We start from the raw sequence: 17,046 nt of genomic DNA on the forward strand, positions 1-17,046 counted from the left end.
GAATGTCAAATTTTATTTATTATTATTTTTCAAAGTTTCTTTTAACTTTACGAAGTAAGCTAACTAATAACTCTTTTTCTTCATCAGTAAAATCAAAATATGTTTTAGCTAAAAGATTATCACTTATTTCTTTAAATGATTCTTTAAATTTCCAACCATTCTCAGTAAGAACAATTTCAGTTATTCTAGCATCTTGTTTATTTTTTTCCTTAGATATATATCCCAATTTTTCTAATTTCTTAACCATATCTGTTATAGTAGATTTCCTTTTCCCTGTTTTACTAACAATTTTATTAATTGTTAGTCTTCCTTCATTCATATACAATAAAGAAAATATAGTTCCATGAGAATTTATAATATCTGTAATATTATTTCTTTTTAATTCTTCATTAATATATTGACTACTCTTCTCATTAATTGTTGAAATCAAACCTATTATAGTATTTGTACTTTTCATTCTCGCCCCTTCTATTTAATCTAATTAATTTTTATTAAAATCTTTTAGGTACTCCTCTAATTCTTCCTTTGAAAATATAAACTCTGGCATTCCTGTTGAATAAGGTGCTAAAGTATAATGAGGATATTTTACAATTAATTTATCTTCCTTAAAATAAATATTTGCATTTTTTAATCTTACTCCATCACTTTCTAAGCTATCTTGAAAATAAAATACTTTAGTGTCATCATTATCTGATTTTTTAAAATCCTCTCTAATATTTTCTAATATTCTATTTTCAATATATGCCTTTCCCTCCTCTGTAAGAATGTCATTTACTTTTATTTCTTTCCCTGTTTTATTAGAATAATTATAAGAAACTATATTTGTTAATCCATGAGCTCCACCTTGATAATAATAATTATTTAATAAAATAGAAGTTAATCCAAAATCATTTTCATAAGTTTCGTATGATATTTTTTCTTCATATTTAATAGAACTATTCATATTATCTTGTAAGTATTCAATTTCTTTTAATTCTTCCTGTAAATCATTTTTTCCCTCTTCTATCATTTTTTTAAACTTTGCATTTTCCTTTGAAAAATCTTTATCTTTAAAAGAAAGTTGAGGAACAGAGTATTCATAAGAATAATATTTATTCTCTGATTTTTCTTTTATATTTTTAATAACTATTTTTTTCTCTCCCATACAACCTATTGATGCAACTAATAAAAAAGTTGTTATTATTTTTTTCATTTATATCTCCTTTCACAAAAACTAAAGTAATACCTATCTATTATATTACTTTTAATGTAATTAATCAACAAAATATAAAAAAGGGTAGATGTGTATCTACCCTTAGAAGAATCTTTTAATCAGTTAATATCTTTGTTAGCAAAGGTTCAAACTTGTCTTTTGTAGCTCCACAAATAGGACAAGTCCAATCATCAGGTAAATCTAAAAATTTTGTTCCAGGTTCAACATCAGTTTTAGGACTCCCCACCTCAGGATTATAAACATAGTTACAAAGAGTACATTTCCATTTTTTCATAATTTCCCCCCTTTTATATTAGTGTTTTTTATGGTGCTTTTTTTGTTTTGAAGGAATTATAGCCCATACCCTTACTGGAAGCCCATTAGCTTCTGAAATTCTAGGGGCAGCTATAAATATTAAAGATCCAGTTAAAGGAACTTTATCTAAATTTGCAAGTAATTCAACTTGAAATTTGTCTTGAGCTAACACATATCTTTCTGCTTGTAAATCTCCAACAGCACAACTTGTAATAGGAGCATCAGTATCTAAAGTTTCGTGTCCTACTCCTGCTATATGTCTTTCTTCAAATAAATATTTTAATGTTTCTATTGTCCATCCAGGATAATGTTCTTTTCCATCATAGTCTGCATTTTCTAATAAAGTTTTATCTGGCCATCTTTTTCCCCAACCAGTTCTCATGGCAACAAAACTATTTTCTGGAATTTTACCATGCTTAATTTCAAAATTAACAATATCTTCAATGTTTATTTCATAATCAAAATTATTTTCTACCTTCTCTGTAACATCTAATATAACTAAAGGAAGAATAGTATCTTTAATATGAAAATCATCTGAAGTTCTTCCCTCTTCTATAAAATGCCTTGGATAATCTATATGAGTTCCAAACTGTCCTGGAAATTTGAAACTTTGAATTTGTAAAGGCATTCCTTCTATATAGTTATAATCAACAAGATTAGTTCCTAACTCCACTGCATTCTCTGGAATCCCATCCCAAAAAGGACTTTCATTTGTTAATGAATGAGATAATTCTATCCATTCTAAAGATTTTAATTCACTTAATAACTTCCATAAATCATCTAACATAAACACCTCCATCATTATACAATACTATTAAAACATATATTTTGTTACAATAGGTTCTCTTGATTGAGTTTTATCATTAAAGTATTCATAGTAAGAAAGTAAAGAGAAACCACAATCAACAGAGACAACATCTTTTATTCCTAAGCTTTGTAAAATTAATGCTCCATTATAACTAGTTAATCCAGTTTTACAATGGATATAAACTGTTCTATCTTTAGGTATTTCATCTATTCTTTTTCTTATTTCACATATAGGAATATTAATAGCTCCTTTAATATGTACTTTTTCAAATATTTCTGGAGGTCTAGCATCTATTATGTATTCTCCATTTTCTACTAATTCTCTTACTTTAGCAAATGAACAATGCTTATATGTATCGTTCATTAAGTTACTTGCTATATATCCTGCATAATTAACAACATCCTTTGCTGTTCCAAAAGGAGGAGCGTAACATAATTCTAAATCTTTCAAATCATAAATAGTTCCATTATATTTAATGGAAGTAGCTATTACATCTATTCTTCTAGCTACATCTCCCTTACCTATAGCTTGGGCTCCTAATATTTTTCCTGTTGGAATTTCATAAACTAATTTAAAATACATAGGATTAGAATTTGGCATAATACTTACACTATCATGAGCAACTAAAGCAACAGTGTCATAATCGACATTTAAATTCATAGCTTTAATAAATCCTTCTGTCATCCCTGTGGAAGCACCATTATAATCAAAAACTTTTATAATAGAAGTTCCTATAAATCCTCTATTCTCAACAGGTAAATCATTAATATGATCTGCAACTGCTCTTCCTTGTTTTTGAGCTGGTCCTGCTAATGCGAGTTTAAAATAGTCATGAAATAAAGGACTATAAACTTCAATTGCATCTCCAATGGCATAAATATCAGAATCATTTGTCATATAGTTTTGATTTGTTCTTATTCCTCCCATTTTACCTATATCTAAGTTAGCATTTTTAGCTAATGTTGTTTCAGGTGAAACTCCAATTGCCATTAATACAAGATCTGTTTTTACTTTTTCCCCAGAAGAGAGAAGAACTTTATTTTCTTCAAAACCTTCTACTTTTTTATTTAAAATTAAGTTAACTCCTTTATCCATTAACTCTTTGTGAAAAATTTGCACCATATCGTAATCGAAGGGTTTTAAAATCTGTGGCATAGCTTCAATTAAGGTAATATTATAGCCAATTTCTCTTAAATTTTCAGCTGTCTCTACTCCTATGAAGCCTCCTCCAATTATTGTTATTTCTTTTACTTCTTTATCATTTAAAAATTTTATAATATTCATAACATCTACTACAGTTTTTACAGTAAAGACCTGTACTTTTTCTATTCCAGGAAACTTAGGTACAATTGGATTTGCTCCCGGAGATAAAATTAATTTATCGTAAGTTTCCTCATATATTTCCTCTGTCTCTATTTTTTTTACCTTTACTTTGTTATTCTTTCTATCTATTTCAATAACTTCTTCATTTATTCTAGCGTCAATATTAAAATTATTATAAAATTGTTTTGGAGTAGTTACAAATAAAGATTCTGTTTCTTTAATTACATTTCCTAGACGATAAGGTAATCCACAACTAGAAAAAGAAACATGAGGTCCTCTTTCAAACATTATAATTTTAGCTTTTTCATCTAATCTTCTAAGTCTTGTAGCAGCAGAAGCACCTCCAGCTACACCACCAATAATAACAATTTTTTTCATAATATCTCCCCCTTTTTCTTTAGAAAAAAAACAAAATAAAAAAAATAACCTATATCCTATTAGACTTAGATTAAAGCGATTTGGTTATAAAAAAATAAAATAAAAGAACTACGCATTAGTAGTTCTCTTAGAATTAAAATTATATGTCTTTATTTTTTATATTTATTATAAAATTCTTCTAGCAATTTATCTGTATCTAAATTTTTAGATTCAATATCTTTAAAATATCTATATGTTCCCACTGTTAATTCATTAGTTGCTCCTTCATCTGAAACAATAATTCCTTTATTATGCATTTGAAGAGTTGAGATTGTCCACATATGATTTATTCCCTCTTCTACGGCGTGGCGAAGTGCTCTTGCTTTTTTTTCTCCGTTTACAATTATTAATACTTCTTTAGCATCCATAATTGTTCCCACCCCTACAGTTAATGCAAGTTTTGGAACTTTTTCTAAATCTCCACCAAAATATCTTGAATTTGCTATAATTGTATCCATAGTTAATTCTTTATCTCTTGTTCTTGAAGTTAAAGATGATCCAGGTTCATTAAAAGCAATATGTCCATCAGGACCAATTCCTCCAACAAATAAATCTATTCCCCCATAAGATTCAATCTTATCTTCATATCTTTTGCATTCCTTCTTAAGATCTTTAGCCATCCCATCTAAAATATTTATATTTTCTTCTTTCATATCAACATGATTAAATAAATTTTCATGCATATATTTCCAATAACTTTGATCATCTTCCTTACTAAGCCCTACATATTCATCCATATTAAAAGTTACTACATTTTCAAATGAAATAATACCTTCCTTATAAAATTCAACTAATCTTTTATACATATCAATAGGTGTTCCCCCTGTAGGTAAACCTAATACAAATGGTTTTTCTTTAGTTGGATTAGCTTGTAATATTCTTTTAGCAATATGAATTGCTGCCCAGTCACAAAAACTTTTGTTTGTTATAATTACTCTCATTTATTCCTCCTAATAAAATAATTAATCAATTTTAAAATCACTTACTATTTTTAGAGCATCTCCTATATATTTTTCAGCAAGTTTTTTATTTCTTGTAATTAATGCCACATATATAATATCAACTATTGTTAATTGAGAAATTCTTGAATATAACGCAGTTGATCTAAAATTATTTTTTTCAACAACAGTATGTAAATTTACATCAGATAGCTCACTTATTGGATTTTTTGCCATTTGAGTAATAGAAATTATCTTAATATTTTTTTTCTTAGCTTCTTTTACTAAATTATATATATCTAAAGTTTTACCACTTTGAGATATTACAAATAACAAATCTTCTTCTCCTAGAGTGGAAATTGTAGATAATTGCATATGATAGTCAGATTCAAAGAAAGCCATTATTCCAAGTTCTCTAAGTTTATATTGTAAATCTCTTGCTATAATTCCAGAATAACCAGCACCAATAATCATAATTTTTTTAGCCTTTGTAATCATTGTAATGCTATCCACAATATCCTCTGTACTAATTATAGAATAAGTATCTTGTATTATATTACTATTAACATATACAACTTTTTTTACCATATCTTCCATTTCGTTTCCGCCTTTTAAATCTTCGTAAACAAAATTAACTTTTTCCTTTGCTTCTCTTCTCCCCATATCCTTTCCAAAATCAACCTTAAATTCAGGGAAACCAGAATATCCCATTTTTTTAGCAAATCTAACTACAGAAGCTTGACTTGTTTCACATTCTTCTGCTATTTCATAGGTATTCATATGCATTATCTTATCTAAATTATCTAGTATGTATTTGCTGATCTTCTTTTCCTTTTTAGTAAACATACCTTGCATTTTATTTAATTTGGATATTACACTCATTTCTTTTCGCCCCCTGGAAAGTATCTTTTAATTTTAGATTCTTATGTATATCATTTAAAACTCTTCTTTTATTTAGTGTCCAAGTTGGTAATAACAATTCTTCTTTTTTTGCATCACCAGTTAATCTATGTATAACTATATTCTTATCTAATCTCTCTATAAGTTCAATAACTGTTTCAACATATTCTTCTTCACTATATATTTTAAATTCTTCTTCATTATAGTATTCTTCTAATTTGCTATCTTTTAAAATATAAAGCATATGTATCTTTATTCCCCAGGACTTAACTTCGTTTATAAGATTAACAGTATCATATAAATCCTGCTTTTCTTCCTTTGGAAGAGATATTATCATATGAGTTACAAATTTAATATTTAATGCTCTTAAATTTTTAGCGGTTTTTATATATTTTACTGTATCATAACCTCTATTTATTATTTTTCCTATATTATCATTAGCAGTTTGTAATCCTAATTCTATCCATAAAAAATAATCCTTATTAATTTCTTCTAATAATTGTAAAACTTCTTTATTCATGCAATCAGGTCTTGTTGCAATAGCTATACCTATTACCTTTTCATGAGAAAGAGCTTCATAATATATCTTTCTTAAATAGTTTATATCACCATATGTATTTGTAAAATTTTGAAAATAAGCAATTACATTATTATCTTTATTTTTAGATTTTATAAATTCTAGTTGTTCATCTATCTGACTAGTAATACTTTTAGTTCTAGACCCTGCAAATTCTCCACTTCCAGCATCACTACAAAAAATACAACCTTGTGAAGAAATGGTTCCATCTCTATTAGGACATGTAAAGCCTCCATCTAAAGAAACCTTATATATCTTATGAAGAAATTTTTCTTTTAAATAATTATTTAGAGAATAAAATCTATCATTATTCATGAATCCCTTCCTTTTCTAACTTCTCTTTTCTATGATTTTCCATTTCCACTTTAGAAAATATACATCCACAATAATCTTGTCTATATAAATCATATTCCTTAGAAAGTTTAATAGATTCTTGATATCTTCCTTTTTTCTTAAAATCATTATAAAAATAATTAATAGAATATTTCTTTTGTAAATTTTTCCCTATTTCATTTATCCACTGGGCATTCTTTAAAGGGCTGATCGTTAAAACACTTGCAAAATAATCATAATTATTTTCCCTTGCATATTTTGCTGTTTCTTCTAAACGAATAGTGTAACATAGATAACATCTTTTTCCACCTTCCTTTAAATCTTCCATTCCTTTAACTTTATCAAAAAAATCTTCTTTAGGATTATATCTTCCCTCTTCTATGAAAATATTATAATTTCTCTTTTTTATATATTCTTTTAATTCTTCTAATCTCTTATAATACTCAGATTCTTCTGTTGTATTAGGATTATAATAAAATAAAGTAATATCAAAATAATCCATTATAGCTTCTAATACAGCTGAACTACAAGGAGCACAACAAGCTTGTAAAAGTAATTTTGGTTTTTTATCTTTTGTTTGTATATCTTTTATTTGATTTTGCATTTCTAATTCATAGTTAATTTTTATTTTATTCCCTCTATTTTCCATAATTACACCTCACTTATATTCTAATATACTTTTGACTTAATTTCAAGAGATAATTCAAAAAAATGAATTTTTAAATCAAAAATTATCCAAATAAAAAAGGCATATAAATGCCTTTTCATATTAACCTTTTTTAACAACAGATGTTTTTAATTGCATTGGTCCAAAACCAGGAACTTTACAATCAATATCATGATCTCCATCAATAAGTCTTATATTTTTTACTTTAGTTCCTCTTTTGATAACTCCAGAACCACCACCAATTTTTAAATCTTTGATAACAGTTACAGTATCTCCGTCAATTAATATATTTCCATTTGCATCTTTATATACTTTTTCTTCCGCTTCTTCTTTAATACTATTTTCAGACCACTCATAAGCACATTCTGGGCAAACAAATAAAGCTCCGTCTTCATAAGTGTAATCAGATCCACATTCTGGACAATTTGGTATTGTTTTCATTAAGCCTCCTAATAATAATTTGATATATTCCTGCACATTGTACTATGTTTTTTATCCTTTGTCAATTTATTAATTAATACATATTATTCCCTGACTTTTAATACCCTGCTTTATTTTCCCCTCTTCTTTTAGTTCTTCTATTAATTTTCTGACTCTGTATTCACTTATATCATAGGTCTTTGAAAGCTTTTTAAAAATCTTAATTCTTCCTATAGAATAATTATTTTCATAAGCTTCTTTTATTATATATATAATATCTTTTTTTATTTGTTTTTTATTAATTTTCTTTAATTTTATTTTTTCCTTAGCTTTTATCTTATCTCTTAGAAAATCATTTTTAAGTAGAGTTTCTAAAGTTATAGTATTATACTCACTTAATACTATAGCATAAGAAATAGTATTAAGTAGCTCTCTTACATTTCCTTCCCATATATAATTTTTTAAAAAGTTCATTGCTTCCTTGGATATTATATAATTTTCATAGGCATTTTTCATTAAAAAATCCTCTATAATAGTTTCTATATCTTCTTTTCTTTCTCTTAGAGGGGGGATTCTCAAATAACCATTTCTTAATCTATAATATAAATCTTTCCTAAATTTGTTTTCTTGGCACATTTGATATATATCCTTATTAGTAGCTGCAATAATCCTAATATCTATGGGGATTATTTTTTCTCCCCCTAGTCTAACAACTTCCTTTTCTTCTAATACTCTAAGTAATCTTGATTGGATTTTAGGACTAATATCTCCTATTTCATCAAGAAATATTGTTCCTCCCTCAGCAAGTTCAAAAAATCCTTTCTTACCACTAGTACTTGCCCCTGTAAAAGCTCCCTTCTCATAACCAAAAAGTTCACTTTCTATAATAGTCTCATTCAATGAACTAAAATTAATAGGGATGAAGGGTTTATTTTTTCTAGGAGAAGAATTATGGATAGCTGAAGCAAATAGTTCTTTTCCTGTTCCTGTCTCCCCTTCTAATAAAACAGTCATTTCAGTTTTAGCTAGTTTTTCTATTTTATTTTTTAGTTCTCTTATCTTTTGTGATTCTCCTATTATATCTTTTAAAAGATATTTTCCTTTAAAATTACTTTCAGATCCCTTTTTTTCTCTTTTTATATTTATATATGTGAAATCTTGAAATTTACTTTTTTCTAATATAAATTTATTATTTTCCATTAAAATAATTTTAACTAAATCATTTTTTTCTTTTAAAAATTCCATTATATCTTTTTGTTTAAGATGTTTTTCTGACTCTTTATATTTTATTTCTAGGTTCATATCTTTAATAATATCATTTTCCAATGAAAAATCCTTGAATTTGTCCTTATAAAATAGTACATAATTTTTTCCTAAAGTTTCTATTAGATTATATAGACTATCTAATTTTTCTTTTTCTTTATTTAAATTTTTATATTTTTCTTCATTTAATTTAACTATTTTATTTAAAAATTTATTTGAAATTCTGTTGGTATTTAAAGAAAGTAAGTCCAATTCATTTAAAATTAACATCAATGTTTCTGTTTCAATAAGCCTAGAACCAATATCATATATTTTTTCAACAAATGGAGGTACCTTGTCCACTTCTCCAGGGGTAATAGCAATCTTAAACTTATCTATTATTCCTGGCTTTTCAGGATAATATGGAATAAACTTTAAATGTTTTACACCTATGTCTTTTAGTGAAGAAAGAGCTTCATAGGTAGAAGCTTTGGAATCATTTACAAAAAGAACCTCCTCTTTGTACTTAATATTGAACAAAATATCTATATTGTTATAATTTATTGTTCTCTTAGCTACAATAAATTTATCTAAAGGAAAACTTATTTTTCTTTTTTTTACTTTTTCAAGGGCAGAATTACTTGAAAACAATATCAAATCTCCCTGAATTTCATTTTCTCCTAACTCATCCAATGAATATCCATTGATAATGACATCTTCAAATAAAAATTCCTTAAGTTGTTTTAATAAATTAGTTTTAGTTACATACGTACCTGCTATTAAAGTTATAATCTTCATATCTTCCCCTCTTCTTTGGATTTGTTTAGGTGTTATATTAGTATAACATAAATAAAGGAAAAATATATTATTTTTTAAATGAAGTTTACATCCCTCATGTGTATTATATTAGTTTATTTATCGTGATTTTGTTCTAATAAAGGAAAAAATAAGTTTGGCATAAAAATTGCTTTATAAGTAATCAAATAAAATTTATAAAGGAGAGATATTTATGAAAAACACGTTAAAAAGAAAACCCACGCTGATGGAGGGATTATTCCCTATTTTATTTATGATTTTTGCCTTGTCTATAGGTTATGGATATTTAAGATTTAGAACAGAACCTATTCTTATTTTATCTAGTTTTGTAGCAGGAGTCTTAGCTTTAAGACTTGGATACAATTGGGAAGAAATGCAAGAAGCAATTATTCAAAAAATTGCAAAGGCAATGCCTGCAACATTAATATTATGGAGTGTAGGATTTTTAATTGGTGCTTGGATGTTTTCAGGAACAGTTCCAATGATAATATATTACGGAGTACAAATAGTTAATCCTAAATTCTTATTAGTAACTGCATTTTTAATAACTGCAATAGTTTCAACAGTTACTGGAACTTCTTGGGGAAGTGCAGGAACTATAGGTGTTGCTTTAATGGGAATAGCAGGTGGACTTGGTGTTTCTTTACCTGCAACAGCAGGAGCTATTGTTGCTGGAGCATATTTTGGAGATAAAATTTCTCCTCTTTCAGATACTACTAACTTAGCACCAATTGCAGCAGGAAGTGAATTATACGAACATATAAAACATATGCTTTATACAACAATTCCAGCAGCATTAATATCAATAGTTATATATTTATTTGCAGGACTTAACGCAACTGGACAAGTAGCAACTCCTGAAAAAGTTACAATGTTATTAACACAGTTAGATAGTATGTTTAACTGGAATATTATTTTAATTCTTCCGGTTTTATTAATTATAATTGGTTCTGTTAGAAAATGGCCTTCAATCCCTACTATGCTAGGAACAAGTATATTTTCAATTGTCTTAGGTGTTTTAATTCAAGGATTTACTTTAAAAAATGGATTGACATCTTTAGTAAAAGGATTTAATATTAATATGACAGGCTTTGAAGGAACAGTTATGCCAGATGTTATTAGATTAATAAATAGAGGTGGAGTTGTATCAGTTACTGGAACTACTGTTTTAGTATTCTGTGCTATGGGATTTGCTGGAATTATTAGTGTATCAGGAATGCTTGATGTTGTTCTAGGAGAAATTCTTTCTAGAGTAAAGACTACTGCAGGTATTATTACTTCTACTATATTATCTTGTTTCACAATGGCTTTTGTTACAGGAAGTTCTTATTTAACAATACTTATTCCAGGAGAATTATTCCAAGACACTTATATAAGAAGAGGGTTACATCCTAAAAACTTATCAAGAACATTAGAAGATTCAGGAACAGTTTTAGTTCCATTAGTTCCTTGGTCTGCTGCAGGTGCTTATATGACAGCAACATTAGGTGTTTCAACTTTTGAATATGCACCTTGGGCTATATTAAATTATTTAGGAATAATCGTAGCTATTATACTAGCTTTCACTGGATTTGGAATTGCTAAATTATCTTTAGAAGAAAAGACAGCATTTATGGAAAAATTAAATATTAAAGAGGAGGAATAAGTAGAGAATGTTTATACTTATAAAAAATATTCAAGTTTACTCTCCTGAGAATATAGGGGAAAAGGATGTATTAATATGTAATGATAAGATTGTAGAGATTGAAGAGAATATATCTTACGCTTTAAAAGATTTAAAAATAATTGACGGTACAGGAAAAAGGTTAGTTCCTGGTATAATGGATCAACATATTCATGTTATTGGTGGTGGAGGAGAAGGAAGCTTTAAAACTAGAGTTCCTGAAGTTAATCTTTCTGATCTAATAAAAGGTGGAGTTACTACTGTTGTTGGATTACTTGGAACAGATTGTCTTACTAGAAGTGTTGAAAATTTAGTTGCTAAAACTAAAGCTCTTAAAGAAGAGGGGATTAATGCATATTGCTTAACAGGGGGATATGAATTTCCATCTCCTAGTCTTACTGGAAATGTAAAAAAAGATATAGTATTTATAGATGAAATTATTGGTATAAAACTAGCTCTTTCTGATCATAGATCATCAATAGTAACAAATAGCGAGTTAGCTAGACTTGCTTCAGAAGCAAGAGTTGGAGGAATGCTTTCTGGAAAAGCAGGTTATGTAACTTTACATATGGGAAACGGAGCTAGATCTATAAAACCAATATTTGAAGTACTTAAGGATACTGATATTCCTATTAATCATTTTAGACCTACTCATGTTGGAAGAAAAAAAGAATTATTCTATGACTGTATTGAATTTAATAAAATGGGAGGTTACATAGATATAACTGCTGATGATAGAGGAAATATTATGAAAGTAACTGAACTTTTTAAAATTTTAATAGAAAACAAAGGAGATTTATCTAAGGTAACTTTAACTTCTGATGGAAATGGAAGTTGGTCTAATTATGATAGCTCTGGAAAAATGATAGAAATTGGAGCTGCTAAATGTAATGTCGTTTTGGAAAAGATTATTGAATTAGCAAAGGAAGATATATTTTCTTTAGACCAAGCTCTTAAATTTGGTACTTCTAATGTTGCAGATGCTCTTGGTATTTCTAATAAAAGAGGATATATTAAAGAAGATTATTTTGCAGATTTAGTTATATTAGATGAACATTTAGAACTTGACGGGGTTATAAGTAACGGAAGAATAATGATGGAAGATAAAGAAATCCTTGTTAAAGGAACATATGAGAAATAAAATAATAAATTTAACTTAAACAGATGAATTTACTCCACTTTAGTGCTATAATAAAGTATATTTAATTTTTTGAAAGGAAGTGGAAACATGGGAGCTTTAACTGGATTAAAAATACTAGATTTTTCAACATTATTACCTGGACCCTATGCAACTTTAATGCTTGCAGATTTAGGAGCTGAAGTTTTAAAAATAAGTTCTCCTACTAAGGGAGATATTGTAGCAAACTATCCTCCATTTATAGAAGATAGTAGATTATCTGCAAATCAAGCTTGGCTTGGAAGAAATAAAAAAAATATGTTTTTAAATCTAAAATCAGAAGAGGGAATAAATATAGTTAAAAAATTAGTTGAGGATTATGATATTGTAGTTGAACAATTTAGACCTGGAGTTATGAAAAGATTAGGACTTGATTATGAAACTTTAAAAAGCATTAATCCAAGACTTATTTATTGTTCTCTTACTGGTTACGGGCAAACAGGACCTATGAAAAATAATGCAGGGCATGATATCAATTATCTTGCTAGAAGTGGAAATATGTCATATTCAGGAAGAAAATCCACTGGACCTGTTTTAACAAATATGCAAATAGCTGATATTGGAGTTGGTTCTCTTCACTCTGTTGTAGGTATTCTTGCAGCAGTTAATTATAGAAATACTACAGGAAAAGGTCAATATATTGATGTTGCCATGTTTGATGGATTAATCCCTTTCCATGCAATGGAAGGAGCGAGCTTTCTCGCAACTGGAGTAGAATCTAAAAGGGAAGAAACTAGACTTAATGGTGGAAGTATGTATGATTTCTATGAAACAAAGGACAATAGGTACTTAAGTGTTGGATCTCTTGAACCTAAATTCTGGAAGAATTTTTGTGAATGTATTAATTTAACAAATCTAATAGAACTTACAGTTATGCCTGAGAATGTCTCTGAAATAAAAGAAATTATAAAAAATAGATTAAAAGAAAAAACTCTTAATGAATGGATGGATATATTTAAAGGAAAAGATGTATGTGTTGAACCTGTTTTAAATATGAAAGAAGCTTTAATAGATGATGAACAAATAAAAGCTCGTGAAATGGTTGTTGAGGTAAAGGTTCCAAATACTGAAAAACTAAAAATAAAACAAATGGGTTCTCCTATAAAATTATCTGAATGTCCTGTTAAATACTATGAAGGTGGATATCCTTTAGGATATCATACAAAGGAAGTTTTAGTAAAACTTGGATATAGTGAAGATGAAATTAAAAAGTTATTAAAAGATGAGATTATATAATCTCATCTTTTTTTATGCATCTTGTTTAGTTGGGGCAATGACTAATTCTCTAATATTTACTTCTTGAGGCATTTCATACATAAACTTAACTGACTTAGCAACATGTTTAGGATCCATAGATTTTCCACCCATAGTTTCTTTCCACTGGTTATATCCATCTATAATTTCAGAGTCTGTTGTATGAGATAATAATTCTGTTTCAGCTGCTCCAGGTTCTACTGTCATTATACGTACATTTGTATTTGCAACTTCTCCTCTAATTGTTTCACTTAAAGCTGATACTCCATATTTTGAAGCGCAGTAAGCAGCGTGATTTGGAAATGGTTTAATTCCAGCTATTGAAGATATGTTTATAATAGTACCTTCATTTCTTTTAGTCATATCTTCTAAAACTATCTTCATTCCATTTAAAACTCCCATTACATTAACATTTAACATACTTTGCCATTCTAAAGGATCTTGTTTTTTTATATTTCCAAGTAACATTATTCCTGCGTTATTTACTAATAGATCTGCCTTTCCATATCTTCCCTCTGCTTCTCTCACTGCTTTTTCAAATTCTTTATAATCTGTAACATCTACTTTTTTAACTAAAGTATTAGATAAATTATAACCTTCCATAATTTCAGTTCTTCTTCCTATTAATAATAAAGGATAGCCAGCTTTATTAAATAAATATGCCATTTCTCTACCAAAACCACTACTTGCTCCTGTAATTATAACTAATTTTTTCATTTTATCTCCTTTACACTTATATTTTTTAATGCTATAATTCTTTAAATCATTATGTAAATAATAACAAGTTACTTTACTAAAAACAAGTACGGTATTTATGTTAGTTACTGAAAAAAATGTTAGTATTATTAAAATTAGGAGGGTTATGGAAAAGATAAAAATAGGCTATGAAATAGAAGTTACATTACATATGATAGGAGGAAAGTGGAAAGGCTTAATTCTTTATCATTTAATAGAAAATGGAAGTGAGAGATTTAATGCTCTACATAGATTTATTGGAAAAACTTCTCCTAGAACTTTAACAAATCAACTTAGAGAACTTGAAAAAGATGGCTTAATAAATAGACAAGTATTTGCAGAGGTTCCACCTAGAGTAGAATATTCAGCTACTGAAAAAGGAAAATCTTTATATAAAATACTAGAATTAATGTGTGAATGGGGCTATGAAAATAAAGATGAGAGGTTTGAAATTTTAAATCCTCAATGTAAAGATTAAAAATTGTTGCATAAGCAACAGATAACTAATAAAAAATGTCTTATAATTATATTGTAAAGAAAAAGAAATAACATTAATTATAAGGATGGTTGATATTATGAAAAATGAGAAAATTGTATGGATGAACAAAGCAGATAGTTTTGAGGTTATAGATGTAAGAAAAGCAAGTGGTAACTTTTTAACTGGTATGTTAAATAAAGGAAAAGAAAAAGAAGTAGGAGAAGGAATAATTGTAATTCAGTCCTTTGAGCCAAAACCTTTGTATAAAGCTTACGAAGATTTAGGATATGAATATTATACTGAAAAAATTAATGAAACAGAATACAAAACATATTTTTTTAGAATATCTAAAAAAGAAATGAGTCAAAAGAGTGGAGACATGCCTTTTAAACCAACTTCAATACTTAATTATAAAGAAGTTGATAGTAGATTAGCTGATACAGTTGTTAATTTCTGGGAATTTATTTGGGAGAAAGAAAATCCTGCCATTGATTTAAAAACAAAATTATTACTTTCTTTAGCAAATGCAGTTGGAGCAGGAAGATATAGACAAGCTACTAGAGAACTTATAAAAGCTTATTCAATTGGTCTTAAAACAGAAGAATTAGATGAACTTTTCTCTTTATTTGCTTGGAATCAAGGGATTGGATATTTTTCATCAGAAATAGGACCTTCTACTTTATTTAAAACATATAAATTTATAAAAGGTCAAGAAAAATTAGGAAAAGATAGAAGTGAAATTATGAAAAAATTAGTTGAGTTATTTGGAGATAAAAATCCAGATGTTAAGACTATTTAAAAAGAAGCGAGCATTTGCTTGCTTCTTTTTATCTTGATGGCTTATAATCTATTGGAGCTGTTCCAAATAAATATTCTTCTTGTTTTAATAATCTTTCTAAAAGTAACATTTTTTCTGCGATTCTTCTCATACCTCTAATATCATCAAAATCCGCATCTAAAGATAAATCAAATCTTTTCCTTAAAAAGGAATAGTTCTTTTTAAGACTTCCCTTAATTCTTTCTAAAGAAGAAGGTTTTCTTAAACAAAAAAGAATCTCTTTTTTTAAAACTTGCAAATCATAATTTGTTAAATCTCCTATTTTATGTCCAAAATCACGAGCCCATTCATTATCTAGTTCTTGACATAAAAATTTTAAAATATGCCAAACTTCATAAAGATCCTTTGGTTTTTCTATATTTTGCCTTTTTAGCCATACAAAAGCTTGCAATCTTCTTCTTGAATCCCACCATTTTACTGGGCTTTGAAGATCTGAAGAGGGAATTAAGAATATCTCTTGATCTAATAACATTGCTCCAAATAATCCAGGTGGATGACCTAATCTTTTATTTTTTAATGTAGTTCTGTAAACACCACAGCTAGGACTACCTTCCATATAAATAAATACTTCTACATTACCATTTTTAAGAGTTTCTATGCAAGCATTAGATCCAGCTAAAAGTTTATCTGTTAAAACTCTTCCATGTCTATTTTTTATCTGAGATCGTCCATTTAAAACATCAAAACCATTTCCTCCAACAATCCTTATAGGTTCCCTTGGAACTCCCATCCCAGACATAACTTCAGGACATACAGGATGCCAAATATAATCTGCTTTTTCCCTTTCTAAATATCCAAGCATATCATAACCTTTAACATTATATCTAACTTTAGCACCAATTTGACAAGCAGAAATACCAATATTTATTCTTTCTTTTAATTTAAAATCCATATTTCCTCCTTGAACTATATCTATATTTAATTATTATAAATAAAACTTTCCTTAATTCAAG

General features: G+C 27.7%; 18 protein-coding genes. 5 read left to right on the top strand and 13 right to left on the bottom strand.

The features are described from left to right. Positions 1–22: 22 nt before the first annotated feature. From Q7K47_01460 to Q7K47_01510, 11 genes are all read right to left on the bottom strand, one after another. On the bottom strand, positions 23–457 hold the full coding sequence (locus Q7K47_01460) for a MarR family transcriptional regulator (GenBank protein ID MDP0505871.1): 435 nt from the start codon (positions 455–457) through the stop codon (positions 23–25). A gap of 24 nt (positions 458–481) precedes the next feature. Beyond that, positions 482–1,192 (bottom strand): DUF4163 domain-containing protein, encoded by a 711-nt coding sequence (locus tag Q7K47_01465; protein ID MDP0505872.1) that lies wholly within the window; start codon positions 1,190–1,192, stop codon positions 482–484. A 115-nt stretch (positions 1,193–1,307) separates the two neighbouring features. Then, entirely contained in the window at positions 1,308–1,487 is a 180-nt protein-coding gene (locus Q7K47_01470) for a rubredoxin (protein MDP0505873.1), read from the bottom strand. 18 nt (positions 1,488–1,505) lie between these two features. After that, complete coding sequence (locus tag Q7K47_01475) at positions 1,506–2,294, bottom strand: cyclase family protein (GenBank protein ID MDP0505874.1); 789 nt, start codon at positions 2,292–2,294, stop codon at positions 1,506–1,508. 27 nt (positions 2,295–2,321) lie between these two features. Beyond that, positions 2,322–4,016, bottom strand: coding sequence for an FAD-dependent oxidoreductase (locus Q7K47_01480; GenBank protein MDP0505875.1), 1,695 nt, complete (start codon positions 4,014–4,016; stop codon positions 2,322–2,324). A 149-nt stretch (positions 4,017–4,165) separates the two neighbouring features. Then, on the bottom strand, positions 4,166–4,996 hold the full coding sequence (gene nagB, locus Q7K47_01485) for a glucosamine-6-phosphate deaminase (GenBank protein MDP0505876.1): 831 nt from the start codon (positions 4,994–4,996) through the stop codon (positions 4,166–4,168). 21 nt (positions 4,997–5,017) lie between these two features. Further along, positions 5,018–5,875: a MurR/RpiR family transcriptional regulator gene (locus Q7K47_01490; protein ID MDP0505877.1), complete on the bottom strand. Its 858-nt coding sequence runs from the start codon at positions 5,873–5,875 to the stop codon at positions 5,018–5,020. Then, a complete protein-coding gene (locus Q7K47_01495) occupies positions 5,850–6,785 on the bottom strand; it encodes a TIGR01212 family radical SAM protein (protein ID MDP0505878.1) in 936 nt (311 codons plus the stop codon). Before Q7K47_01495 ends, Q7K47_01490 begins: the two co-directional genes overlap by 26 nt. Further along, complete coding sequence (locus tag Q7K47_01500; protein MDP0505879.1) at positions 6,778–7,431, bottom strand: epoxyqueuosine reductase QueH; 654 nt, start codon at positions 7,429–7,431, stop codon at positions 6,778–6,780. The genes Q7K47_01495 and Q7K47_01500 overlap by 8 nt, the downstream gene beginning before the upstream one ends. A 141-nt stretch (positions 7,432–7,572) precedes the next feature. Then, positions 7,573–7,911, bottom strand: coding sequence for a zinc ribbon domain-containing protein YjdM (locus tag Q7K47_01505; protein MDP0505880.1), 339 nt, complete (start codon positions 7,909–7,911; stop codon positions 7,573–7,575). 69 nt (positions 7,912–7,980) lie between these two features. Next, complete coding sequence (locus Q7K47_01510) at positions 7,981–9,930, bottom strand: sigma-54 dependent transcriptional regulator (protein MDP0505881.1); 1,950 nt, start codon at positions 9,928–9,930, stop codon at positions 7,981–7,983. Positions 9,931–10,141: 211 nt separating this feature from the next. On the opposite strand from Q7K47_01510, the gene nhaC reads away from it, so the two are divergent. The 3 genes from nhaC (at position 10,142) to Q7K47_01525 (ending at position 14,024) form a co-directional block, all read left to right on the top strand. Further along, on the top strand, positions 10,142–11,593 hold the full coding sequence (gene nhaC, locus Q7K47_01515) for a Na+/H+ antiporter NhaC (protein MDP0505882.1): 1,452 nt from the start codon (positions 10,142–10,144) through the stop codon (positions 11,591–11,593). A 7-nt stretch (positions 11,594–11,600) separates the two neighbouring features. Further along, positions 11,601–12,752, top strand: coding sequence for a beta-aspartyl-peptidase (iadA, locus tag Q7K47_01520; protein ID MDP0505883.1), 1,152 nt, complete (start codon positions 11,601–11,603; stop codon positions 12,750–12,752). Positions 12,753–12,839: 87 nt separating this feature from the next. After that, positions 12,840–14,024, top strand: a complete 1,185-nt coding sequence (locus tag Q7K47_01525; protein MDP0505884.1) for a CaiB/BaiF CoA-transferase family protein — start codon at positions 12,840–12,842, stop codon at positions 14,022–14,024. A 12-nt stretch (positions 14,025–14,036) separates the two neighbouring features. On the opposite strand, the gene Q7K47_01530 is transcribed toward Q7K47_01525, so the two are convergent. Then, positions 14,037–14,759, bottom strand: coding sequence for an SDR family oxidoreductase (locus tag Q7K47_01530; protein MDP0505885.1), 723 nt, complete (start codon positions 14,757–14,759; stop codon positions 14,037–14,039). A gap of 145 nt (positions 14,760–14,904) precedes the next feature. Between Q7K47_01530 and Q7K47_01535 the strand changes: the two genes are divergently transcribed. Next, positions 14,905–15,255: a helix-turn-helix domain-containing protein gene (locus tag Q7K47_01535; GenBank protein MDP0505886.1), complete on the top strand. Its 351-nt coding sequence runs from the start codon at positions 14,905–14,907 to the stop codon at positions 15,253–15,255. Positions 15,256–15,352: 97 nt separating this feature from the next. Beyond that, on the top strand, positions 15,353–16,054 hold the full coding sequence (locus Q7K47_01540; GenBank protein ID MDP0505887.1) for a hypothetical protein: 702 nt from the start codon (positions 15,353–15,355) through the stop codon (positions 16,052–16,054). Positions 16,055–16,082: 28 nt separating this feature from the next. On the opposite strand, the gene Q7K47_01545 is transcribed toward Q7K47_01540, so the two are convergent. After that, a complete protein-coding gene (locus Q7K47_01545; GenBank protein MDP0505888.1) occupies positions 16,083–16,985 on the bottom strand; it encodes a DUF523 domain-containing protein in 903 nt (300 codons plus the stop codon). Between the last annotated feature and the right edge of the window lie 61 nt (positions 16,986–17,046).

The sequence above is a fragment of the Fusobacterium sp. JB019 genome (genome assembly GCA_030673965.1).
GTDB lineage: Bacteria > Fusobacteriota > Fusobacteriia > Fusobacteriales > Fusobacteriaceae > Fusobacterium_B.

What these genes read in the sequence shown, in the direction of transcription:
- Q7K47_01475 (MDP0505874.1), bottom strand. Translation starts at nt 2,294, where the DNA reads ATGTTAGATGATTTATGGAAGTTATTAAGTGAATTAAAATCTTTAGAA.
- Q7K47_01480 (MDP0505875.1), bottom strand. Translation starts at nt 4,016, where the DNA reads ATGAAAAAAATTGTTATTATTGGTGGTGTAGCTGGAGGTGCTTCTGCT.
- Q7K47_01535 (MDP0505886.1), top strand. Translation starts at nt 14,905, where the DNA reads ATGGAAAAGATAAAAATAGGCTATGAAATAGAAGTTACATTACATATG.
- Q7K47_01545 (MDP0505888.1), bottom strand. Translation starts at nt 16,985, where the DNA reads ATGGATTTTAAATTAAAAGAAAGAATAAATATTGGTATTTCTGCTTGT.
- Q7K47_01530 (MDP0505885.1), bottom strand. Translation starts at nt 14,759, where the DNA reads ATGAAAAAATTAGTTATAATTACAGGAGCAAGTAGTGGTTTTGGTAGA.
- iadA (MDP0505883.1), top strand. Translation starts at nt 11,601, where the DNA reads ATGTTTATACTTATAAAAAATATTCAAGTTTACTCTCCTGAGAATATA.
- nagB (MDP0505876.1), bottom strand. Translation starts at nt 4,996, where the DNA reads ATGAGAGTAATTATAACAAACAAAAGTTTTTGTGACTGGGCAGCAATT.
- Q7K47_01540 (MDP0505887.1), top strand. Translation starts at nt 15,353, where the DNA reads ATGAAAAATGAGAAAATTGTATGGATGAACAAAGCAGATAGTTTTGAG.
- Q7K47_01490 (MDP0505877.1), bottom strand. Translation starts at nt 5,875, where the DNA reads ATGAGTGTAATATCCAAATTAAATAAAATGCAAGGTATGTTTACTAAA.
- nhaC (MDP0505882.1), top strand. Translation starts at nt 10,142, where the DNA reads ATGAAAAACACGTTAAAAAGAAAACCCACGCTGATGGAGGGATTATTC.
- Q7K47_01510 (MDP0505881.1), bottom strand. Translation starts at nt 9,930, where the DNA reads ATGAAGATTATAACTTTAATAGCAGGTACGTATGTAACTAAAACTAAT.
- Q7K47_01505 (MDP0505880.1), bottom strand. Translation starts at nt 7,911, where the DNA reads ATGAAAACAATACCAAATTGTCCAGAATGTGGATCTGATTACACTTAT.
- Q7K47_01465 (MDP0505872.1), bottom strand. Translation starts at nt 1,192, where the DNA reads ATGAAAAAAATAATAACAACTTTTTTATTAGTTGCATCAATAGGTTGT.
- Q7K47_01460 (MDP0505871.1), bottom strand. Translation starts at nt 457, where the DNA reads ATGAAAAGTACAAATACTATAATAGGTTTGATTTCAACAATTAATGAG.
- Q7K47_01525 (MDP0505884.1), top strand. Translation starts at nt 12,840, where the DNA reads ATGGGAGCTTTAACTGGATTAAAAATACTAGATTTTTCAACATTATTA.
- Q7K47_01470 (MDP0505873.1), bottom strand. Translation starts at nt 1,487, where the DNA reads ATGAAAAAATGGAAATGTACTCTTTGTAACTATGTTTATAATCCTGAG.
- Q7K47_01495 (MDP0505878.1), bottom strand. Translation starts at nt 6,785, where the DNA reads ATGAATAATGATAGATTTTATTCTCTAAATAATTATTTAAAAGAAAAA.